We start from the raw sequence: 16,066 nt of genomic DNA, 5'->3' as shown, positions 1-16,066 counted from the left end.
CCGTGGAAAACGCCGGAGCCGGCTCCCGGAGCGGCTCGCGCGCGAAGCGGGGCAGCGGCGGTTCAGAACTCCATTTCCGCCGAGAAGGTCAGGGTGCGCGGATCGCCCAGGTAGTAGCTGTTCAGCCAGTAGGACTTGTCCGCCAGGTTGCTGACGTTGGTGCGCAGGGTCAGCTTATTGTCCGCCACTGGCATGCTGTAGCGCGCGCCGAAGTCGAACGTGGTGAAGGATGGCAGGCTGTGGTCGTTGGCCTCGTCGCTGTACTGCTTGCCGGTGTAGTAGGCGCCGCCGGTGAAGGCGAAGCCGGGCAGGGCGTCGAGGTCGTACTCGGCGTAGACCTTGGCCAGTTGCGAGGCCACGTTGGTCGGCTTGTTGCCGTCGTTCGCCGCCACGTTGGACTTCTTCACCTGCGGGTCGAGCAGGGTGAGGCCGCCGACTAGGGTCAGGTTGGAGGTCACCCTGCCGGTGACGCCGAATTCCAGCCCGGTGTTTTCCTGGCGGCCGTTAGGCGTGTAGACGAAGTTGGTGATGTAGTTGGGCTTGTCGATGTTGAACAGCGCCACGGTGAACAGCGCATCGCCCCAGGTGGCCTTGGCGCCGATTTCGTACTGCTCGCTGACTTCCGGCGGCAGGGCGATGGAGCGGCCGTTGAGGGTCGTGGCGCCACCGGCTTCCAGGCCTTCGATGTAGGTCGCATAGGTGGTCAGCCAGGGCAGCGGTTTGAAGATCAGCGAGTAGTTCGGCGAGGTCTTGGTCTTGGCGTAGGTGCTCACACCGCTGCCGTAGACGAAGTCGTTGGTGAAGGTGTCGATCTTGCTGTGGGTGAAACCGACGATCGTCGACCACTGGTCGTTGAAGGTGATTACGTCGCCGATCAGCAGGTTCCGGGTTTCGTTGGTGCTGTAGAGGTGCTTGTCGCTGTTGCCGATGCTGTAGGACGGCTTGTCGACCTGCGGGGTTTCTTCGAGCGGGATGTCGCCGACCACCGAGAACTGGGGATAGGACGGGTACGCGTGGTCGATGTGCTGCTTCACGCGGCGCATGTTGCCCTGGTAGCCGAACGTCACCTTGTGCCCGATGGCGCTGGTGGCGAACGCCGAGTCGAGGAAAAGGTAGCCGGAGGTCTCGGCGTTGTCCACCGGGGCGTAGGCATACAGCGGCTGGGTATAGTTGCCCGGTGCCGATACCGGTGGCGAGGTGCTGTAAATGGTCGGGCCTGTGTAGGTGTATTCCTGGGTGTACTCGGTGTAGGCGAGCGCACCGCGCAGGCTGAAGACATCGTTCAGGCGCCAGTTGAAGCGGCTGCCGACGCGGTCGCTTTCCGAGTCCGAGAACGCCCACTTCTGGCTGTAGAGCCGGTCGTTGTCCAGGTCGTCCGCATCCGGGCGGCGAGCGCCGTCCTGGACGAACCAGTAGCTGCTCAGGCCGCGCGTCTCGCTCTTCTTGTGCGAGGCGTCAAACTGGATCTGCAGGTCGTCGCTGAGGTTCCAGTCCAGCGCCAGGCTGACCATCTCGCGGCGGCGCTTCTGCAGGTCGATGGCGGTTTCGCCATCCTGGGTCAGCACATTGAGGCGATAGGCGAACCGGCCTTCGGTGTCGATCGGGCCGCCGAAATCGCCGTGCAGGTAGTAGTTCTCGCCGCCGGCGTTGCCCAGGGTGACGCTGTTGTAGCGCTCGGCCGTCGGCCGCTTGAGCACGTAGTTGACCAGTCCGCCGGGGTTGCCGGGGCCGTAGAGGAAGCCGGAGAGGCCGGTGAGGACCTCGATCTGCTCCATCTCCTCGACGAAGTTGTTGCTGTCGGAATCGGTACTGAAGCGCAGGCCGTCGGTGGCCACGTTCAGGTTGCCGGCGCTGCTGAAGCCACGGATCGCCACGGCGCTGGCGTAGCCGGCGTTCTTCGGCGAGTAGAGCTGGGTGAACGGGTTGCGCTTGAAGACGTCGTCGGTGGAGGTCGTCTGGGTGTTGCGCAACTGGTCGCTGGAAACGACGCTGATCGAATACGGCGTGTCCTGCAGGCTCATGCCGCCCAGCGCGCCGACGTTCTTCGCGGCGTCGACGCGGTAGCCGGCGGCCGCGCTGCCGTCGACGGGCGCCGCGGCGCTGGCGGTGACGCTGGATTCGGAAAGCAGCAAGGCGCCGCTCTCTTGCACCTCGTCGAGGCTGTAGACGCCGGCGGCGTTGCGCTGCAGTTGCAGGCCGGTGCCGCGCAGGGCCTCGCGCAGGGCGCTCTGGGCGTCGAACTGGCCCTGTACCGGGTTGGAGGTGCGGCTGGCGCTCAGTGCCGGGTCGATGCTCAGGGTCAGCCCGGCTTCACCGGCGATGCGGTTGAGCGTGTTGGCCAGCGGTGCGGCCGGCAGCTGGTAGGTGCGTACGGCGCTGCTGGCAGTGGATTCTTGGGCTTGTGCGGCGCTCCAGGGTTGGCTGGCGAGCAGCATGGCGGCAACCAGCAGACTGGGGCGGAACAGGGTTTTCGACGCGGACATTCGGGAATGGCTCCTGGACAAGAATGAATCTCAATGCCCCTTTGCCGAAGCAAGATCGAAAAATGATAGGGCGCGGCGAAAATATTTCCGCCGGCGCCATTCCCGTCATTTCTCCTTGGTCGCCGCCGGCACCACCGTCACCCACCAGTCGGTGTGCCGCTCGATGCTCACCGGCAGGCTCGGCGGCAGCGCGGCGAGGGCCAGGTCGCTGTCGTTCAGCGGGAAGCTGCCGGTGATGCGCAGATTTTCCAGGCGCGGATCGAGGCCGAGATGACCTCGACGGTATTCGCCCAGCTGTTCGAGCAGCTGGCCCAGCGGAATCTCTTCCACCACCAGCATGCCGCGGCTCCAGGCATCCGCGGCGACCGGCGCGGGCTGGCTGGCGCCGAGCCAGGCGTTGCGCATCAGCACCTGCTGGCCTTCGCCGATGATGCGTTCCTCGTCTCCCCGTCCTGGGTGCGCGGCGACGGCCGACTTCAGCACGATCAGACGCGTGCCTTCGGGTTCGCGGCGGACCAGGAAGCGGGTGCCGAGGGCGCGGAGGTCGCCCTCGGCGGTCTGCACGATGAACGGGCGCGGGTCGCCGTGCGCGGTTTCCACCAGCACCTCGCCGCCGCGCAGGATCACCCGTCGCTCGCGGGCATCGAAGGCGATATCCAGCGCGCTGCGGCTGTTCAGGCGGATTCGCGTGCGGTCGGGCAACTCGACGTCGCGCTGTTCGCCGCTGGCGGTGACTTCATCGGCCAGCCAGTCGCTCAGCGGACGTTGCTGCTGGAGCAGGCCGAGCGTCAGCCCGACCATCAGCAGCAGGCCGAGGGTCGTCCCGCCGAGCCGGCGCAGGTGCCGCCGCACTTCGCCTTCGGCGCGCTGCAGCGCGCGTCGCGCGGGGCCCGACGCGGCGCCGTGCAGTTGCTGGTCGATGCCACCCAGCTGCGCCCAGGCGCGCGCGTTGTCCGGATGCGCAGCGTGCCAGTGGGCGAATGCCTGCTGCTGGCCGTCGTCATCGCCGGCGCCGAGGTTCAGTTGCCAGGCGATGGCCTCGTCGAGGACGCGCGCGCTGACCGGTCGGGTATCGATCATGTCGGTTCGCCGTAGAGCGCGATGTAGCACTGGCGCAGGCCCTGGGCGAGGTACTGGCGCACGCGTGGCACCGAGACGCCAAGGCGCTCGGCGATCTCGGCGTGGCTCAAGCCGTCGAGGCGGCTGTGCAGGAAGGCGGCGCGGGCGCGGGTCGACAACGTGGCGAGCAGGCGCTCGACCTCACGCAGCGCCTGCAGTATTTGCAACTGTTCCTCGGCGCTGGGCTGCAGCGCCTCGGGTTGGGCGGCGAGTTCGTCCAGATAGGCGCGTTCCAGCGCGTTGCGCCGGAAGTGGTCGATCAGCAGGCCCTTGGCGATGGTGCGCAGCAGCGCGCGCGGCTCGCGCGGTGCTTGCAGGTGCTGGCGGGCGAGCAGGCGCAGGAAGGTGTCCTGACTGAGGTCCTCGGCGCGCTGCGGGCAGTTGAGGCTGCGCCGCAACCAGGCGAGCAACCAGTTGCGATGACCGCGATACAGCAGTCCGACTAACTCGTGGTTCGGCGATTGCCCGGTCGACACGACCAGCCTCCATTGCGCACGGTGGCCGCAAAACGAGAATTATTCGCACATGATCGCAAATGTCGTTGGTGCCCGCAATGCCGGGGTATGCCAGTCGGATTAGAGGGATTGCGCGCGCTGCCGGCGACGCCAGCCGGCCAGGCGCTCGTCCAGCGCGACGAAACTGTCCATGCCCTGGCGCCGCGCGTGGCTGAACAGGATCAGCGCCAGTTCCGCGGTGGCCAGGGCGTCGGCGCTGGCATTGTGGCGCTGCTGCACCAGCAGGCCGAAATACGCGATCCAGTCGTCCAGCCCACCCTGGCGAATGTTCGCCTGGGGGAACAGCAGCGGCGCCAGCTCGGCGAGGTCGATGAACGGGTGCAGCAGCCGATGGCCGAGGCTGTGTTTCAGCGCGCGGGCCAGCATGCGCTGGTCGAACGGCGCGTGGAACGCCAGCAGCGGGCTGTCGCCGAGGAACTCGAGGAAGTCCAGCAGCGCGCCCGCCGGGTCGCTGCCGGCGGCCACCGCGTCCGGGCCGATGCCGTGGATCAGCACGCTTTCGCTGACCTGGTGGTTGTCGCGCTGCAGGGTGCGCTCGAACTGCTGGCCGAGCTGTATCGCGCCGTCGTCGATGACCACTGCGCCGATCGCCAGGACCAGGTCGCGGCTGGTGTTCAGCCCGGTGGTTTCCAGGTCGAGGACGACGAAGCGCTGGTCGCGCAGCGGCAGCGTGCCGCTGGCCACGCCCGGCAGGGCCTCGAGGCGCCGGCGCTGGCGATCGTCCAGGCTCGGTGCGCGGCGGTTCAGCCAGGAAAATCTCACAGCTGATACCTCAGCGCCAGGCTGCTCTGCAGGCGCTGCGCCTGGCGGAAGGATTCGCGCAGGATGCGCCGGTCGAGGTGGTTGAGCGTGTCCGGGTCGAGGCGGTTGGAGTAGGGCAGGTTCTGCCGCGCCTGCTGCTGGTGCTGCTGCATGCGGATCAGCTGGATGATGTGGTAGGCCTCCTCGTAGGCGCCGCCGTCCTGGGCGTCGATGATGTCCCGCGCGACCAGCTGGCGTAGGCGTTCCAGGGTGTTGCCGGCTTCGATGCCGTGGGCCAGGGCGAGCAGCCGGGCGCCGTCGACGAAGGGCGTCAGGCCCTGCACCTTGAGGTCCAGGGTGTCTTTCTCCGCGCCCTTGCGGGCCACCACGAAATCGCGGAAACGGCCCACCGGCGGGCGCTGGCGCAGGGCGTTCTCGGCCATCATGCGCTGGAACAGACGGTTGTCGTCGATCTGCCGCAGCACTTCGCGGCGCAACTCGTCGCAGCCTTCCGGCGGGCCCCAGACCGCGCGCAGGTCGAAGTAGATGCTCGAGCCGAGCAGGTTCTCCGGCGTCGCCTCGCGGATGAAACCGGCGAAGCGCCGCGACCACTCGGCGCGCGACAGACACAGCTCCGGGTTGCCGGCCATGATCCGACCCTGGCACAGGGTGAAGCCGCACAGCGCCAGGCCCTCGTTGATGCGTTCGGCGAGCGGCAGCAGGCGCCCGCGGATCGCCGCGGCATCGGCCGAATCCTCGGCGTCGAAGAGGATGCCGTTGTCCTGATCGGTATGCAGCGTCTGCTCGCGCCGGCCCTCGCTGCCGAAACACAGCCAGGTGAAGGGCACGCCGGGGTCGCCGCATTCCTCCAGCACCAACTCGATCACCCGGCACACGGTGTGGTCGTTGAGCAGGGTGATGATGTGAGTGATCTGCGTCGAGCTGGCGCCGTGGGCGAGCATGCGATCGACCAGTAGATGGATGTCGCGGCGCAGCGCCGCCAGCGTCTCGATGCGCCCGGCGTGGCGGATGGTCCGCGCCAGGTGCACCAGGTCGACGCGTTGCAGGGAGAACAGGTCGCGCTCGGACACCACGCCGCTCAGGCGACCGTCCTCGACCAGGCAGACGTGGGCGATGTGCCGCTCGGTCATCGCGATGGCGGCGTCGAAGGCGCTGGCGGCGGGCGCCAGGTGGAACGGGTCGCGGATCATCAGCGCGTCGATGGGCTGGTTCATCTCGCCGCCGCCGGCCACCGCGCCGCGCAGGTCGCGCAGGGTGAAGATGCCCAGCGGGCGCTGCTCGGGGTCGACGATCACGATGCTGCCGACGCTCTGCTCGTCCATCAGGCGCACCGCCTCGCGCAGCGGCGTGCCCGGCGCGCAGCTCACCGGCTGGCGCATCGACAGCTCGCCCAGGCGGGTATCCAGGGAATATTGCGCGCCCAGGGTTTCCGCGGCGCGCAGCTGGATCTGCTGGTTGACCTGATCGAGCAGGCTGCTCACCCCGCGCAGGGCGAAGTCGCGGAACACGCTCGACACGCCGAACAGCTTGACGAAGGCCGGCTTGCCCAACTGCAGGCAGAAGGTGTCCTCGGCGGCGCGGTGTTCGGTGCGCGTGGCGCGTTCGCCGATCAGCGCGGCCAGCGGGAAGCACTCGCCGGCGGTGATCTCGAAGGTGGTCTCGGTGCCGCGCCGGGCGCTGTGCGGGCGTTCGCCATGCACCCGGCCCTGCTTGACGATGTAGAAGTGTTGCACCACGCCGTCGGCGGGTTTGATGATGGAGTCGCCGCTTCCGTAGAAGCGCAGCTGGCAGTTCTCCACCATGAACGCCAGGTGGGCGTTCTCCATCTGGTTGAACGGCGGGTACTTCTGCAGGAACTCCATGGTGCCGTGGATGTTCTGCAGCACGGCGGTCTTCCCCGCCTGGGCGAAGGCGTCGGCTTTGCTCATGGCTGGCTCGCTCTTGTTATTCAGCACGCATGGTCGGCTGCACCCGGCACGCTCGACATTGGACGTAAGTCTAGTCGGGCTCCGGCAACCTCCGGTAACAGACGCATCGGAACGGGTGGACGCGGCGCCGGCACGGCGTATCCGGCGTTTCGTCGAGTGTCGCGGCGAGGCGTCTGGCCAGGCATTTTTGAACCTAGCCGGGGTATCCGGGTCGCTTGTGGTCACGGGAATGCATGGTGGGTTCCCATCGGACTGGAGATCAGCCTATGAATAGCGCTTCGACCCTGTGGGGCAAACTCTGTGCGCTGCTGTTCGCGACCTTGCTGGCGAGCGCCGCCCAGGCCCAGGAGGCGCCTCCGCAGCTGGTCGGCATCAACGTCGCCGGCGCCGGCTTTTCGCCGGGCACGCTGCCGGGCAAGCACGGCACCAACTATTTCTTCCCGCCGCCGGACTATTTCGTCCAGTGGAAGGAACGCGGCATCACCTGGGTTCGCTTCTCGATCGTCTGGGAGCGCCTGCAGCCGCAGCAGTTCGGCGACTTCGACGCCGACTACGCGGCGCGCATCGACAAGACCCTGGAGGACGCCAAGGCCAACGGCATCCGCGTGATGCTCGACGTGCACAACTACGGGCGCTACTACGGCAAGATCATTGGCGACGCCGATGTGCCGATCAAGGCCTACCAGGATCTGATGGAGCGCATCGCCGAGCGCTGGTCGAAAGACGACACGCTGTACGCCTACGACCTGATGAACGAGCCCTATGGCGACGCCGAGCGCTACTGGTTCGATGTCGCCCAGGCCGGCATCGACGGCGTGCGCAAGTACGATAAGACCAAGACGATCTACGTCGAAGGCCGCAGCTGGTCGTCGGCGCAGCGCTGGCCGGGGCTCAACGACGACCTGCTGAAGCTGGTCGACCCGGCGGACAACCTGGTGTTCTCCGCGCACATCTACGCCGACAAGGACAGCAGCGGGCTGTACAAGCAGGCGATGCCGGACAACTACGACCCGATGGTGGTGGTCAAGCGCGTCGAGCCCTTCGTCGAGTGGCTGCGCCAGCACGGCAAGCGTGGCCACCTCGGCGAATTCGGCGTGCCCAACAACGATCCACGCTGGCTACCGATCATGGACAATCTTCTGAGCTACCTGCAGCAGAACTGCATCCCGGTGACCTACTGGGCCGCCGGGCCTTCGTGGGGGCGCAACTACCACATGTCCATCGAGCCGCTGGACGGCAAGGACCGGCCGCAATGGCCGGTGCTGCAGAAGTACCTCGGCAGCGGCAGCTGCGAGGCGATCGGCCCGAAGAAATCCTGAAACCCCTGCCCACTGGCGGTTTCGGCGCGGTGTATCCGGACAGCTACGTTCGTCCGGATCGTCGCCGCGTCCGGAACCGGCGGACCTTTTTGCGCTCCAAGTTGGGCCCTATAGCCGGGTTGCGAGAAGAAACCTCCTGAAAGGATGCCGTTCGGCAGAGACGAATGCCGGGCAGTCGGCCTCCCGTGGCCAGGAGTGATCGCAGAGTGAGTGCGTCGCCCGTCGTCCAGCGATGCGCCTGTCCCGCTTCGCCCTGGTTATGAGACTTCCACGGGCTTTCGAGAAAAGGATGTTCATGAACAATCGCAACCTCTGGGTGGACTACGGCAAAGCCATCGGCATCGTTCTGGTCGTGTACGGCCACGTGGTGCGCGGGTTGCTGGCGGCCGGGATCATCGAAGACCACTTCTTCCTGCACAAGCTGGTGGATAGCGTCATCTACAGCTTCCACATGCCGTTGTTCTTCTTCCTTTCCGGGTTGTTCTTCTGGCACTCGATGAGCAACCGCGGCGCCAACGGCGTCTTCCTCAGCAAGATCGACACGGTGTTCTACCCCTTCGTGCTGTGGTCGATCCTGCAGGGCTGCATCGAGGCGCTGCTGTCCAACTACACCAACGGCGACGTCAGCCTGGCCAAGGTGTTCTCCCTGCTCTGGGCCCCGCGCGCGCAGTTCTGGTTCCTCTATGCGCTGTTCCTGATCTTCACCCTGAGCGTGCTGCTCTACCGGCGCAGCGCGATGTTCCTGCCGCTGCTGGTGGCGGGCGCGGTGATCTACATCTTCCAGAACCGCGGGCCGAACTTCTTCGTTTTCAACTTCATCGCGCAGAACTTCGTGTTCTTCGCCTTCGGCGTCTGGTTCAACAGCATTCGCGGGCACATCGAGAGCCGCGCCGGCCTCGTCGCGGCGCTCAGCGGGGTGGCCTTCGTGGTGGTGGAATACGTCTTCCACGGCGTGCTCGGCCTGCGCTACGAAGACCGCGGAGTGATCTCGCTGGTGGTGGCGATGACCGCCATCCTGTTCGTCGTCAGCGCCTGCATGGTGCTGGCGCGCAAACCGCTCGGATGGGTGCTGACCCTCGGTGCGCTGTCGATGCCGATCTACCTGATGCACATCCTCGCCGGCAGCGGCATCCGCGTAATTCTCAGCAAGTTCTTCGGCATCGACAGCGTCGCCGTGCATATCCTCGCCGGCTGCGTGATCGGCCTGGTGCTGCCGGTGATCGCCGCGAAGATCCTCGAGGCCATGGGCATCAAGTGGCTGTACGAGGCGCCGGCCTGGATGTCACTGGACAAGCGTCGCCAGCGCCGGCTGGCGGTCGCCCCGCGCACCCTCTGAGCGGCGCCCGCGGCGGGGCGATCTTTTCCGCCGGATTGCGGTTATAAATGATCCCTCTTCACGCTCAGCGAAGCCGCGATGCTGCCGATCCTTTCCGCCCATCCCCTGATCAGCGCCGTGCTCCTGCTGGTCATCGACCTGCTCGCCTGGCAACTGGTCGACGAGCGCCACAAGCCGTGGAAGATCGCCGCGCGGCTGGGCATCTTCCTGCTCTACAGCCTGCTGATCTTCGAGGCGGGCCTTAGTCCACTGCAGGCCGCGCCCTGGGCAGACGACGTTCCGCTGCACCTGCTCGCCATCGTGCTGGAAATCGTCTGGTGGCTGTTCTGCGCGCGCACCCTCACGGTGGTCATCGGGCCGCTGCTGATGCCGCGCGGCGGGCACACCGGGCGTCTGGTGCAGGATGTGCTTGGCGCGATCATCTTCCTGGTCGCCATCGTCGCCGCCGCGGCCTACGTCATGGAACTGCCGGTGCGCGGCCTGCTGGCGACGTCCGGCGCGGTGGCGATCATCGTCGGCCTGGCGTTGCAGAGCACCCTAGGCGACGTGTTTTCCGGGATCGTGCTGAACACCACCAAGCCCTATCAGCTGGACGACTGGATCTCCATCGACGGCATCGAAGGCAAGGTGGTGGAGATTGACTGGCGTTCCACCCACCTGCTCACCGCCCAAGGCAGCATGGCGGTGGTGCCCAACTCGGTGGCGGCCAAGGCCAAGATCCTCAACCTGAGCCGCCCGCGCGACGTGCATGGCGTGTCGATCCGTCTGGAGCTGCCGCGACTGGTGCGCCCGCGCAAGGCGCTCGACGCCCTCGAGCGCGCGCTGCAGGGCTGCAGCGAGCTGCTGTCGACGCCCAGGCCCAGCGTCGGTATCAAGAGCTCCGGCATCGACAGCGTCGAGTACGAACTCACCGGCTTCGTCGATGCGATGGCGAAGAAGGCCGCGGTGCGCAATCAGCTCTACGACCTCGCCTACCGTCACCTGGAGGCCTCCGCGGTGCTGCGCGAGGATGCCCCGGCGCAGGCGCCACGGGAAATCTCCCGCGCCCGCGCGCTGCTCGACGAGGTGAAGATTTTCCGTACCCTGAGCGGGCCGCAGAAGGACGAGCTGAGCGGCCACCTAATGCGCCAGGACCATGCCGCCGGCGAAGAGGTGATCGCCCTCGGCGCCCTCACCGAGGACCTGCTGATCATCGGTTCTGGGGTGATCGGGGTGTCGGTCTCCGATGGCGCGACGCTGATCGAGGCGGGGCGCATGGGGCCGGGCGAGATCATGGGCGAGGAGAGCCTGATCTCCGGCCAGCCCTCGCAGGCGCGCTTCGCCGCGCTGACCGCCTGCGTGCTCTACCGGATCGACAAGGTGCACATCCAGACCTGCCTGGAGGCAGGGGGCGAGGTCGCCGAGGCGATGACGCGGCTGCACCATTTCCGCCAGCAGGCCAGCCAGTCGCTGCTGCTACAGAAGCCGGTGGCGGTGCACAAGGCCGGTTTCCTCAGTTGGTTGCGCAAGCGCTGAGGCGCGCCGCCTCCAGCTCCTCCACCAGCACCCGCATCAGTTCGGCGGCCGGCAGTGCCCGCGCCAGCGGCGCGCCCTGGCCGGCCCATTGCGCGGCGAAATCGTGGTTGCCGCGGGCGCTGGCCGCGGCATGCAGCGCCTTGGCGGCGTCGTAGGCGATCGGGTAGTCGGGCAGCGCGGGCCTGGCATCGGCATCCCGATACAGGCGATTGGGCAGGCCGCGCGCCGGGCGTCCGGACAGCGTCGCGGTGATCCGCGTGCGGGCGGCGCGCTCGCCCTGCAACGCGGCGCGGTAGGCCGGGTTGGCCGCGGACTCCGGGCAGAGGATGAACGCGGTGCCCATCTGCACCGCGTCGGCACCCAGCGCCAGCGCGGCGGCGATGCCGGCGCCGTCCATGATGCCGCCGGCGGCGATCAGCGGCAGGCGGGTCTGCCGCGCCAGCAGGCGCACCAGCGCCAGGGTGCCGATCCCGTCGTCGCCGCGCTGCGGGTCGAAAACCCCGCGATGGCCGCCGGCCTCGACGCCCTGGGCGACCAGTGCATCGACCCCCGCGGCCTCGGCCAGCGTCGCTTCCGCCGGCGTGGTGACGCAGGCCATCAGGCGGATGCCGGCGCCCTTCAGCGCAGCGATGGTCGCCGCCGGGGGCAGGCCGAAGTGGAAGCTCACCACCGCCGGGCGCTCGTCCAGCAGCACCTCGAGCATCGGCGCATCGGCCAGGAAGCTAGTGTATATCTCGCCCAGTGCGGCTGGCGGCGCGGCGTCGAACTCGGCGAACAGCGGCCGCAGGTAGTTCAGCCAGGCCGCCTCCCGCGCGGCGTCGGGCTGCGCGGGCGGGTGGCAGAACAGGTTGACGTTGAACGGCCGCGCGGTCAGCGCGCGGGTTTCGCCGATCAGCGTTCGTGTCTGCTGCGCGGTGTTGGCGCCCACGCCCAGCGAGCCCAGCCCGCCGGCCTCGGACACCGCCGCCGCCAGGCGGGGCGTGGAGACGCCGGCCATCGGCGCCTGGATGATCGGATGTTCTATGCCCAGCAGGGCGGTGAGGCGCGGACTCATGGGGTCTCCTCGGGCGGCGCTGCCGCCGGTAGTTCGATCAGGCGATAGCCGACGCCGGGTTCGGTGACGATGAAGCGCGGCCGGGTCGGCGCGTCGCCAAGTTTCTGCCGCAGGTGGCCGACCACCACGCGCAGATAGTGGCTGTCCTCGACGTGGGTCGGGCCCCAGATGTCCTTGAGCAGTTGCTGCTGCGTCACCATGCGCCCGAGGTGCCGGGCGAGCAGTGCCAGCACGGCGAATTCCTTGCGGGTCAGCGCCACCTCGGCGCCGTCCAGGGTCACCCGGCGGTCGGCGAAATCGATGTGCAGCGGGCCATTGTCCAGGCTCGGTTCTCCGCGCGGGCCGTCGGCCAGGCGCAGCAGCACGCGCACGCGGGCGAGGAATTCCTGGATACCGAACGGCTTGGTCACGTAGTCGTTGGCGCCGCCATCCAGGGCGAGCACCTTCTCGCCCTCGCTGGCGCGCACCGAGAGCACCAGCACCGGCACCCGCGACCACTGGCGCAGGTCGCGAAGCACCTCATGGCCGTCCATGTCCGGCAGGCCGAGGTCGAGCACCATCAGGTCCGGGCGCGCCAGCGCGGCCTGGGCCAGCCCGTCGGTGCCGTTTGCCGCCTCGAGCACCCGGTAGCCCTGCGCGCTCAGGGCGATGCGCAGGAATCGGCGGATCTGCGCTTCGTCCTCGACGATCAGGATGCTGCTCGACATTGGCGTCACTCGTCCTCCAGCGGCGGTTGCGGGTGCACCGGCAGGTGCAGGGTGAAGCAGGCGCCGCGCCCTTCGAGGCCGTCGCCGATGCTCACCCTACCACCGTGCGCGCCGACCATGCCCAGGCAGATCGACAAGCCCAGCCCGGTGCCCTGGCCGCCGCGATCGCCGCGGCTGGCGGTATAGAACATGTCGAACACCTTGTCGCGCTCCTGCACGGGAATGCCCGGTCCCTGGTCGGCCACGGCGAAGCGCAGCTCGCCTTCGTCGGCGTCCAGGCCGATGCGCAGCCGCGCGCCCGCCGGCGAGAAGCGCGCGGCGTTCTCCAGCACGTTGACCAGCGCCTGCTCGATCAATGCGGCGTGGACGAACAGTAGCGGCAGGTCCTCGGCCACCTCGAGTTCCACCCGCAAGGGCGCGAGCACCGGGCGTAGGCGCTGCAGCGCGCTGGCGAGGATGTCGGCGGGCGCCACCCAGTCGCGCATCAGCTTCAGCCCGCCATGGCCGAGGCGGGTCATGTCCAGCAGGTTCTGGATGTAGCGGTCAAGCCGCTCGGCCTCGTCGCGGGTGCCTTCGAGCAGTTCGCGGCGATCCGCCGGGGAAATCCGTTCGCCCAGCGCCAGCAGGCTGTCGATGGAGCCGCGCATGGCCGTCAGCGGGGTGCGCAGGTCGTGGGAAACCGAGGCCAGCAGTGCGCTGCGCAGTTGCTCGGTTTCGCCATGCAGGCGCGCGGCTTCCAGGTCGCTCGCCAGTTGCGCGCGCGCCAGCGCCTGCGCCAGCGGCTGGCCGAGGGCGGCGTACAGGCGGCGCTGTTCGGCGCTCAGCGGCTGGCCGTCGTGGGGGGCGATGCCGAGCAGCGCGAGCGGTTGGCCGTCGCCGCTCAGCGGCAGCCACCACCAGCGCCCGCTGGGCAGCGTGCCGGTGCCCAGCCCGGCCGGTTGCTCGTGCCTCCAGGCCCAGTCGGCGGCGGCGCGTTCCTGTTCGGCGAGCGGCGGATGTTCCCCCGCTGGCGCCTGCCACTTCCCGTCGGCGTCGCGCCCGAGCAGGCAAATGGCGACGTCCGGGTGCTGGGCGAACTGCTGGGCGGCGGCGCTCAGCACGGCCTGGCGATCGGTGGCGGCGGTCAGCCGGCGCGACAGCTCCAGCAGCTCGCCGGTCTCCGCCTGGGTCCGGCGCAGCGCCTGCAACTGGTGGCGCTGGCGGCTGGCGAGGTCGCCGGTGAGGCCGGCCATGAGCAGGAAGAACAGCAGGGTCAGCACGTCCTCTTCGCGGCGGATGCTCAGCGACAGGGTCGGCTGGATGAACAGGAAGTCGTAGGCGAGGAACGACAACCCGGCGCAGGCCAATGCCGGCCACAGGCTGCTGCGTACCGCCACCAGCAGCACCGCGGCGAGGAACACCAGGGAGATGTTCGGCAGCTCCAGCACCCGCGAGACGCCCAGCGACAGCGCCGTGGCGGCCAGCGCGGCACCCATCGCCAGCAGGTAGTCGCGACCTCGCCAGCCCGGCCGCGTGCGGGGCGCCCGCGGCGGTGCGGATTCGCTGCCGAGCACGCTGACCTCCAGCGTGCCGGCGCCCTGCAACAGGCGTTCGGCGAGACCGCGCCGCCAGCGCCGGCGCTGCCCGCGATGGCCGACCAGCAGCAGGCTGGCACGGCGCTCGCGGGCGTGGTCGAGCAGCGCGCGCGGCACGTCGTCGGCGCGCAACAGCACGACTTCGCCGCCGAGCCGTTCGGCCAGTTGCTGCGCCGCCTGCAGCGCCGCGCGCGCGGTCTCGCTGGCGGGCTTGCCGGTGTCGATGTGCAGCGCGCTCCAGGGCAGGTGGCGGCGCTCGGCGACCCGGCTGGCATGACGCACCAGGCGCTGCGCCTGCTCGTCGCCGGCGATCCCCACCAGCAGCCGGCCGCGCAGCGCCGGGGCTTCCTGGCCCTGCTGGCGGTAGCGGCGATCGAGGTCGGCGTCGACCCGCGCGGCGGCGGTGTGCATCGCCAGCTCGCGCAGGGCGGTGAGGTTGGTCTGCGAGAAGAACGCATCGATCGCCGCGCGTGCCTGTTCCGGCACGTAGACCTTGCCGTCGCGCAGGCGCTCGAGCAGCTCGCGCGGCGGCAGATCGATCAGGAGGATTTCGTCGGCGTCCTGCAGCAGCCAGTCCGGCACCGTTTCGCGCACCTGTACCCCGGTGATGTCGCGGACCTGGTCGTTGAGGCTCTCCAGGTGCTGCACGTTGACCGTGGTGTAGACGTCGATGCCGGCGTCGAGCAGCTCCAGCACGTCCTGCCAGCGCTTGGCGTGGCGGCTGCCCGGCGCGTTGCTGTGCGCCAGCTCGTCCACCAGCACCAGCTTCGGCCGCGCCGCCAGCAGGCCGTCGAGGTCGAGTTCCGCCAGTTTCAGGCCGCGGTAGTCGAGGCGCCGCAGCGGCTGCTGCGGCAGGCCGGCGAGCAACGCCTCGGTCTCCGCGCGGCCGTGGCTCTCGACGATCCCGGCGCGCAGCGCGACGCCCTGGCGCCGTTGCGCCTGCGCCGCCTGCAGCATGGCGAAGGTCTTGCCGACGCCGGGCGCGGCACCGAGGAAGACCTTCAGCCGGCCGCGTCCGCCGCCGGGAAGGTCGGCGAGCAGGGCGTCGGCGCGGTCGGTATCGCTCATGGCGGGCTCTCGGAACGGGTCAGCGATTGTCGTTCAGTGCCCGGTTCAGGGCCAGCACATTGACCACCTCGGGACCGACCAGCGGGCGCTCGATGTGGCGCTCCAGCAGGCGTTCCAGGTCGGCCACGGCGAGCCCGCGGGCGGCGGCCACGCGGGGGATCTGGAAACGCACCGCGTCCGGCGGCAGGTGGGGGTCCAGGCCGCTGCCCGAGGTGGTGACCAGGGCCATCGGCACGGCGCCGGGCGCTTCGCTGTGCAGGCGCGCGGCGTCGGCGGCGACCCGCTGGCGTAGCGCCGGGTTGCTCGCCGAGAGGTTGCTGGCGGCGCTGGCAACGGTGGAGAAGGCGCCGGCCGAAGGGCGTGGCTGGAACCATTCGGCGCCGTCGAAGGGCTGCCCCAGCAGACGGCTGCCGCGCACGTCGCCGGCGGCGTCGCGGATCAGGCTGCCGTTGGCCTGCTCGGGAAACGCCAGTTGCGCGACGGCGGTGACGGCCAGCGGATAGGCGACGCCGGTGATCAGGGTCAGCAGCGCCAGCAGGGTAACGGCGGGGCGGATGTGCGTGAGCATGGGGTTCTCCGGATTCATTGACGATTCCCTCTCCCAAAGGCAGAGGGGGTAAAAGCCTTACACCAGCGTCGTAGGAGGGATTGAGCGCAGCGACCCCATCACCGGCGCATCGCTACGC

The 16,066-nt window shown here is 68.8% G+C and carries 12 protein-coding genes; 3 read left to right on the top strand and 9 right to left on the bottom strand.

Annotated features, from left to right (window positions below; genetic code table 11):
- Positions 1-62 precede the first annotated feature (62 nt).
- From QMX85_RS10355 to QMX85_RS10335, 5 genes are all read right to left on the bottom strand, one after another.
- A complete protein-coding gene (locus QMX85_RS10355) occupies positions 63-2,483 on the bottom strand; it encodes a TonB-dependent receptor (protein ID WP_282340605.1) in 2,421 nt (806 codons plus the stop codon).
- A 105-nt stretch (positions 2,484-2,588) separates the two neighbouring features.
- A complete protein-coding gene (locus QMX85_RS10350) occupies positions 2,589-3,563 on the bottom strand; it encodes a FecR family protein (RefSeq protein WP_282340603.1) in 975 nt (324 codons plus the stop codon).
- Entirely contained in the window at positions 3,560-4,078 is a 519-nt protein-coding gene (locus QMX85_RS10345) for an RNA polymerase sigma factor (protein WP_282340601.1), read from the bottom strand. The genes QMX85_RS10350 and QMX85_RS10345 overlap by 4 nt, the downstream gene beginning before the upstream one ends.
- 99 nt (positions 4,079-4,177) lie before the next feature.
- Positions 4,178-4,879: a 3'-5' exonuclease gene (locus QMX85_RS10340; protein ID WP_282340599.1), complete on the bottom strand. Its 702-nt coding sequence runs from the start codon at positions 4,877-4,879 to the stop codon at positions 4,178-4,180.
- Positions 4,876-6,807 (bottom strand): putative nucleotidyltransferase substrate binding domain-containing protein, encoded by a 1,932-nt coding sequence (locus tag QMX85_RS10335; RefSeq protein WP_282340597.1) that lies wholly within the window; start codon positions 6,805-6,807, stop codon positions 4,876-4,878. The genes QMX85_RS10340 and QMX85_RS10335 overlap by 4 nt, the downstream gene beginning before the upstream one ends.
- A 266-nt stretch (positions 6,808-7,073) precedes the next feature.
- Here QMX85_RS10335 and QMX85_RS10330 point away from each other — a divergent pair, with 266 nt between their 5' ends.
- The 3 genes from QMX85_RS10330 (at position 7,074) to QMX85_RS10320 (ending at position 10,977) form a co-directional block, all read left to right on the top strand.
- Positions 7,074-8,126, top strand: coding sequence for a glycoside hydrolase family 5 protein (locus tag QMX85_RS10330; RefSeq protein ID WP_282340595.1), 1,053 nt, complete (start codon positions 7,074-7,076; stop codon positions 8,124-8,126).
- Between the two features lie 295 nt (positions 8,127-8,421).
- Positions 8,422-9,462, top strand: a complete 1,041-nt coding sequence (locus tag QMX85_RS10325; protein WP_282340593.1) for an acyltransferase — start codon at positions 8,422-8,424, stop codon at positions 9,460-9,462.
- A 78-nt stretch (positions 9,463-9,540) separates the two neighbouring features.
- Positions 9,541-10,977, top strand: a complete 1,437-nt coding sequence (locus QMX85_RS10320; protein ID WP_282340591.1) for a mechanosensitive ion channel domain-containing protein — start codon at positions 9,541-9,543, stop codon at positions 10,975-10,977.
- Here QMX85_RS10320 and QMX85_RS10315 read toward each other — a convergent pair.
- Genes QMX85_RS10315 through kdpC form a run of 4 tightly spaced genes read right to left on the bottom strand, consistent with a single transcriptional unit; the run spans position 10,955 to position 15,948 of the window.
- Positions 10,955-12,031: a nitronate monooxygenase gene (locus tag QMX85_RS10315; protein WP_282340589.1), complete on the bottom strand. Its 1,077-nt coding sequence runs from the start codon at positions 12,029-12,031 to the stop codon at positions 10,955-10,957. The genes QMX85_RS10320 and QMX85_RS10315 overlap by 23 nt on opposite strands.
- Positions 12,028-12,747, bottom strand: a complete 720-nt coding sequence (locus QMX85_RS10310; protein WP_282340588.1) for a response regulator — start codon at positions 12,745-12,747, stop codon at positions 12,028-12,030. Before QMX85_RS10310 ends, QMX85_RS10315 begins: the two co-directional genes overlap by 4 nt.
- A complete protein-coding gene (locus QMX85_RS10305) occupies positions 12,744-15,380 on the bottom strand; it encodes a sensor histidine kinase KdpD (RefSeq protein WP_282340586.1) in 2,637 nt (878 codons plus the stop codon). The genes QMX85_RS10310 and QMX85_RS10305 overlap by 4 nt, the downstream gene beginning before the upstream one ends.
- Before the next feature lie 19 nt (positions 15,381-15,399).
- Entirely contained in the window at positions 15,400-15,948 is a 549-nt protein-coding gene (gene kdpC, locus QMX85_RS10300; protein WP_282340584.1) for a potassium-transporting ATPase subunit KdpC, read from the bottom strand.
- Positions 15,949-16,066 lie beyond the last annotated feature (118 nt).

The organism is Pseudomonas sp. PS02288 (assembly GCF_029959715.1).
Classification (GTDB): Bacteria; Pseudomonadota; Gammaproteobacteria; order Pseudomonadales; family Pseudomonadaceae; genus Pseudomonas_O; species Pseudomonas_O kuykendallii.
This window is presented reverse-complemented; position numbering and strand designations above follow the sequence as displayed.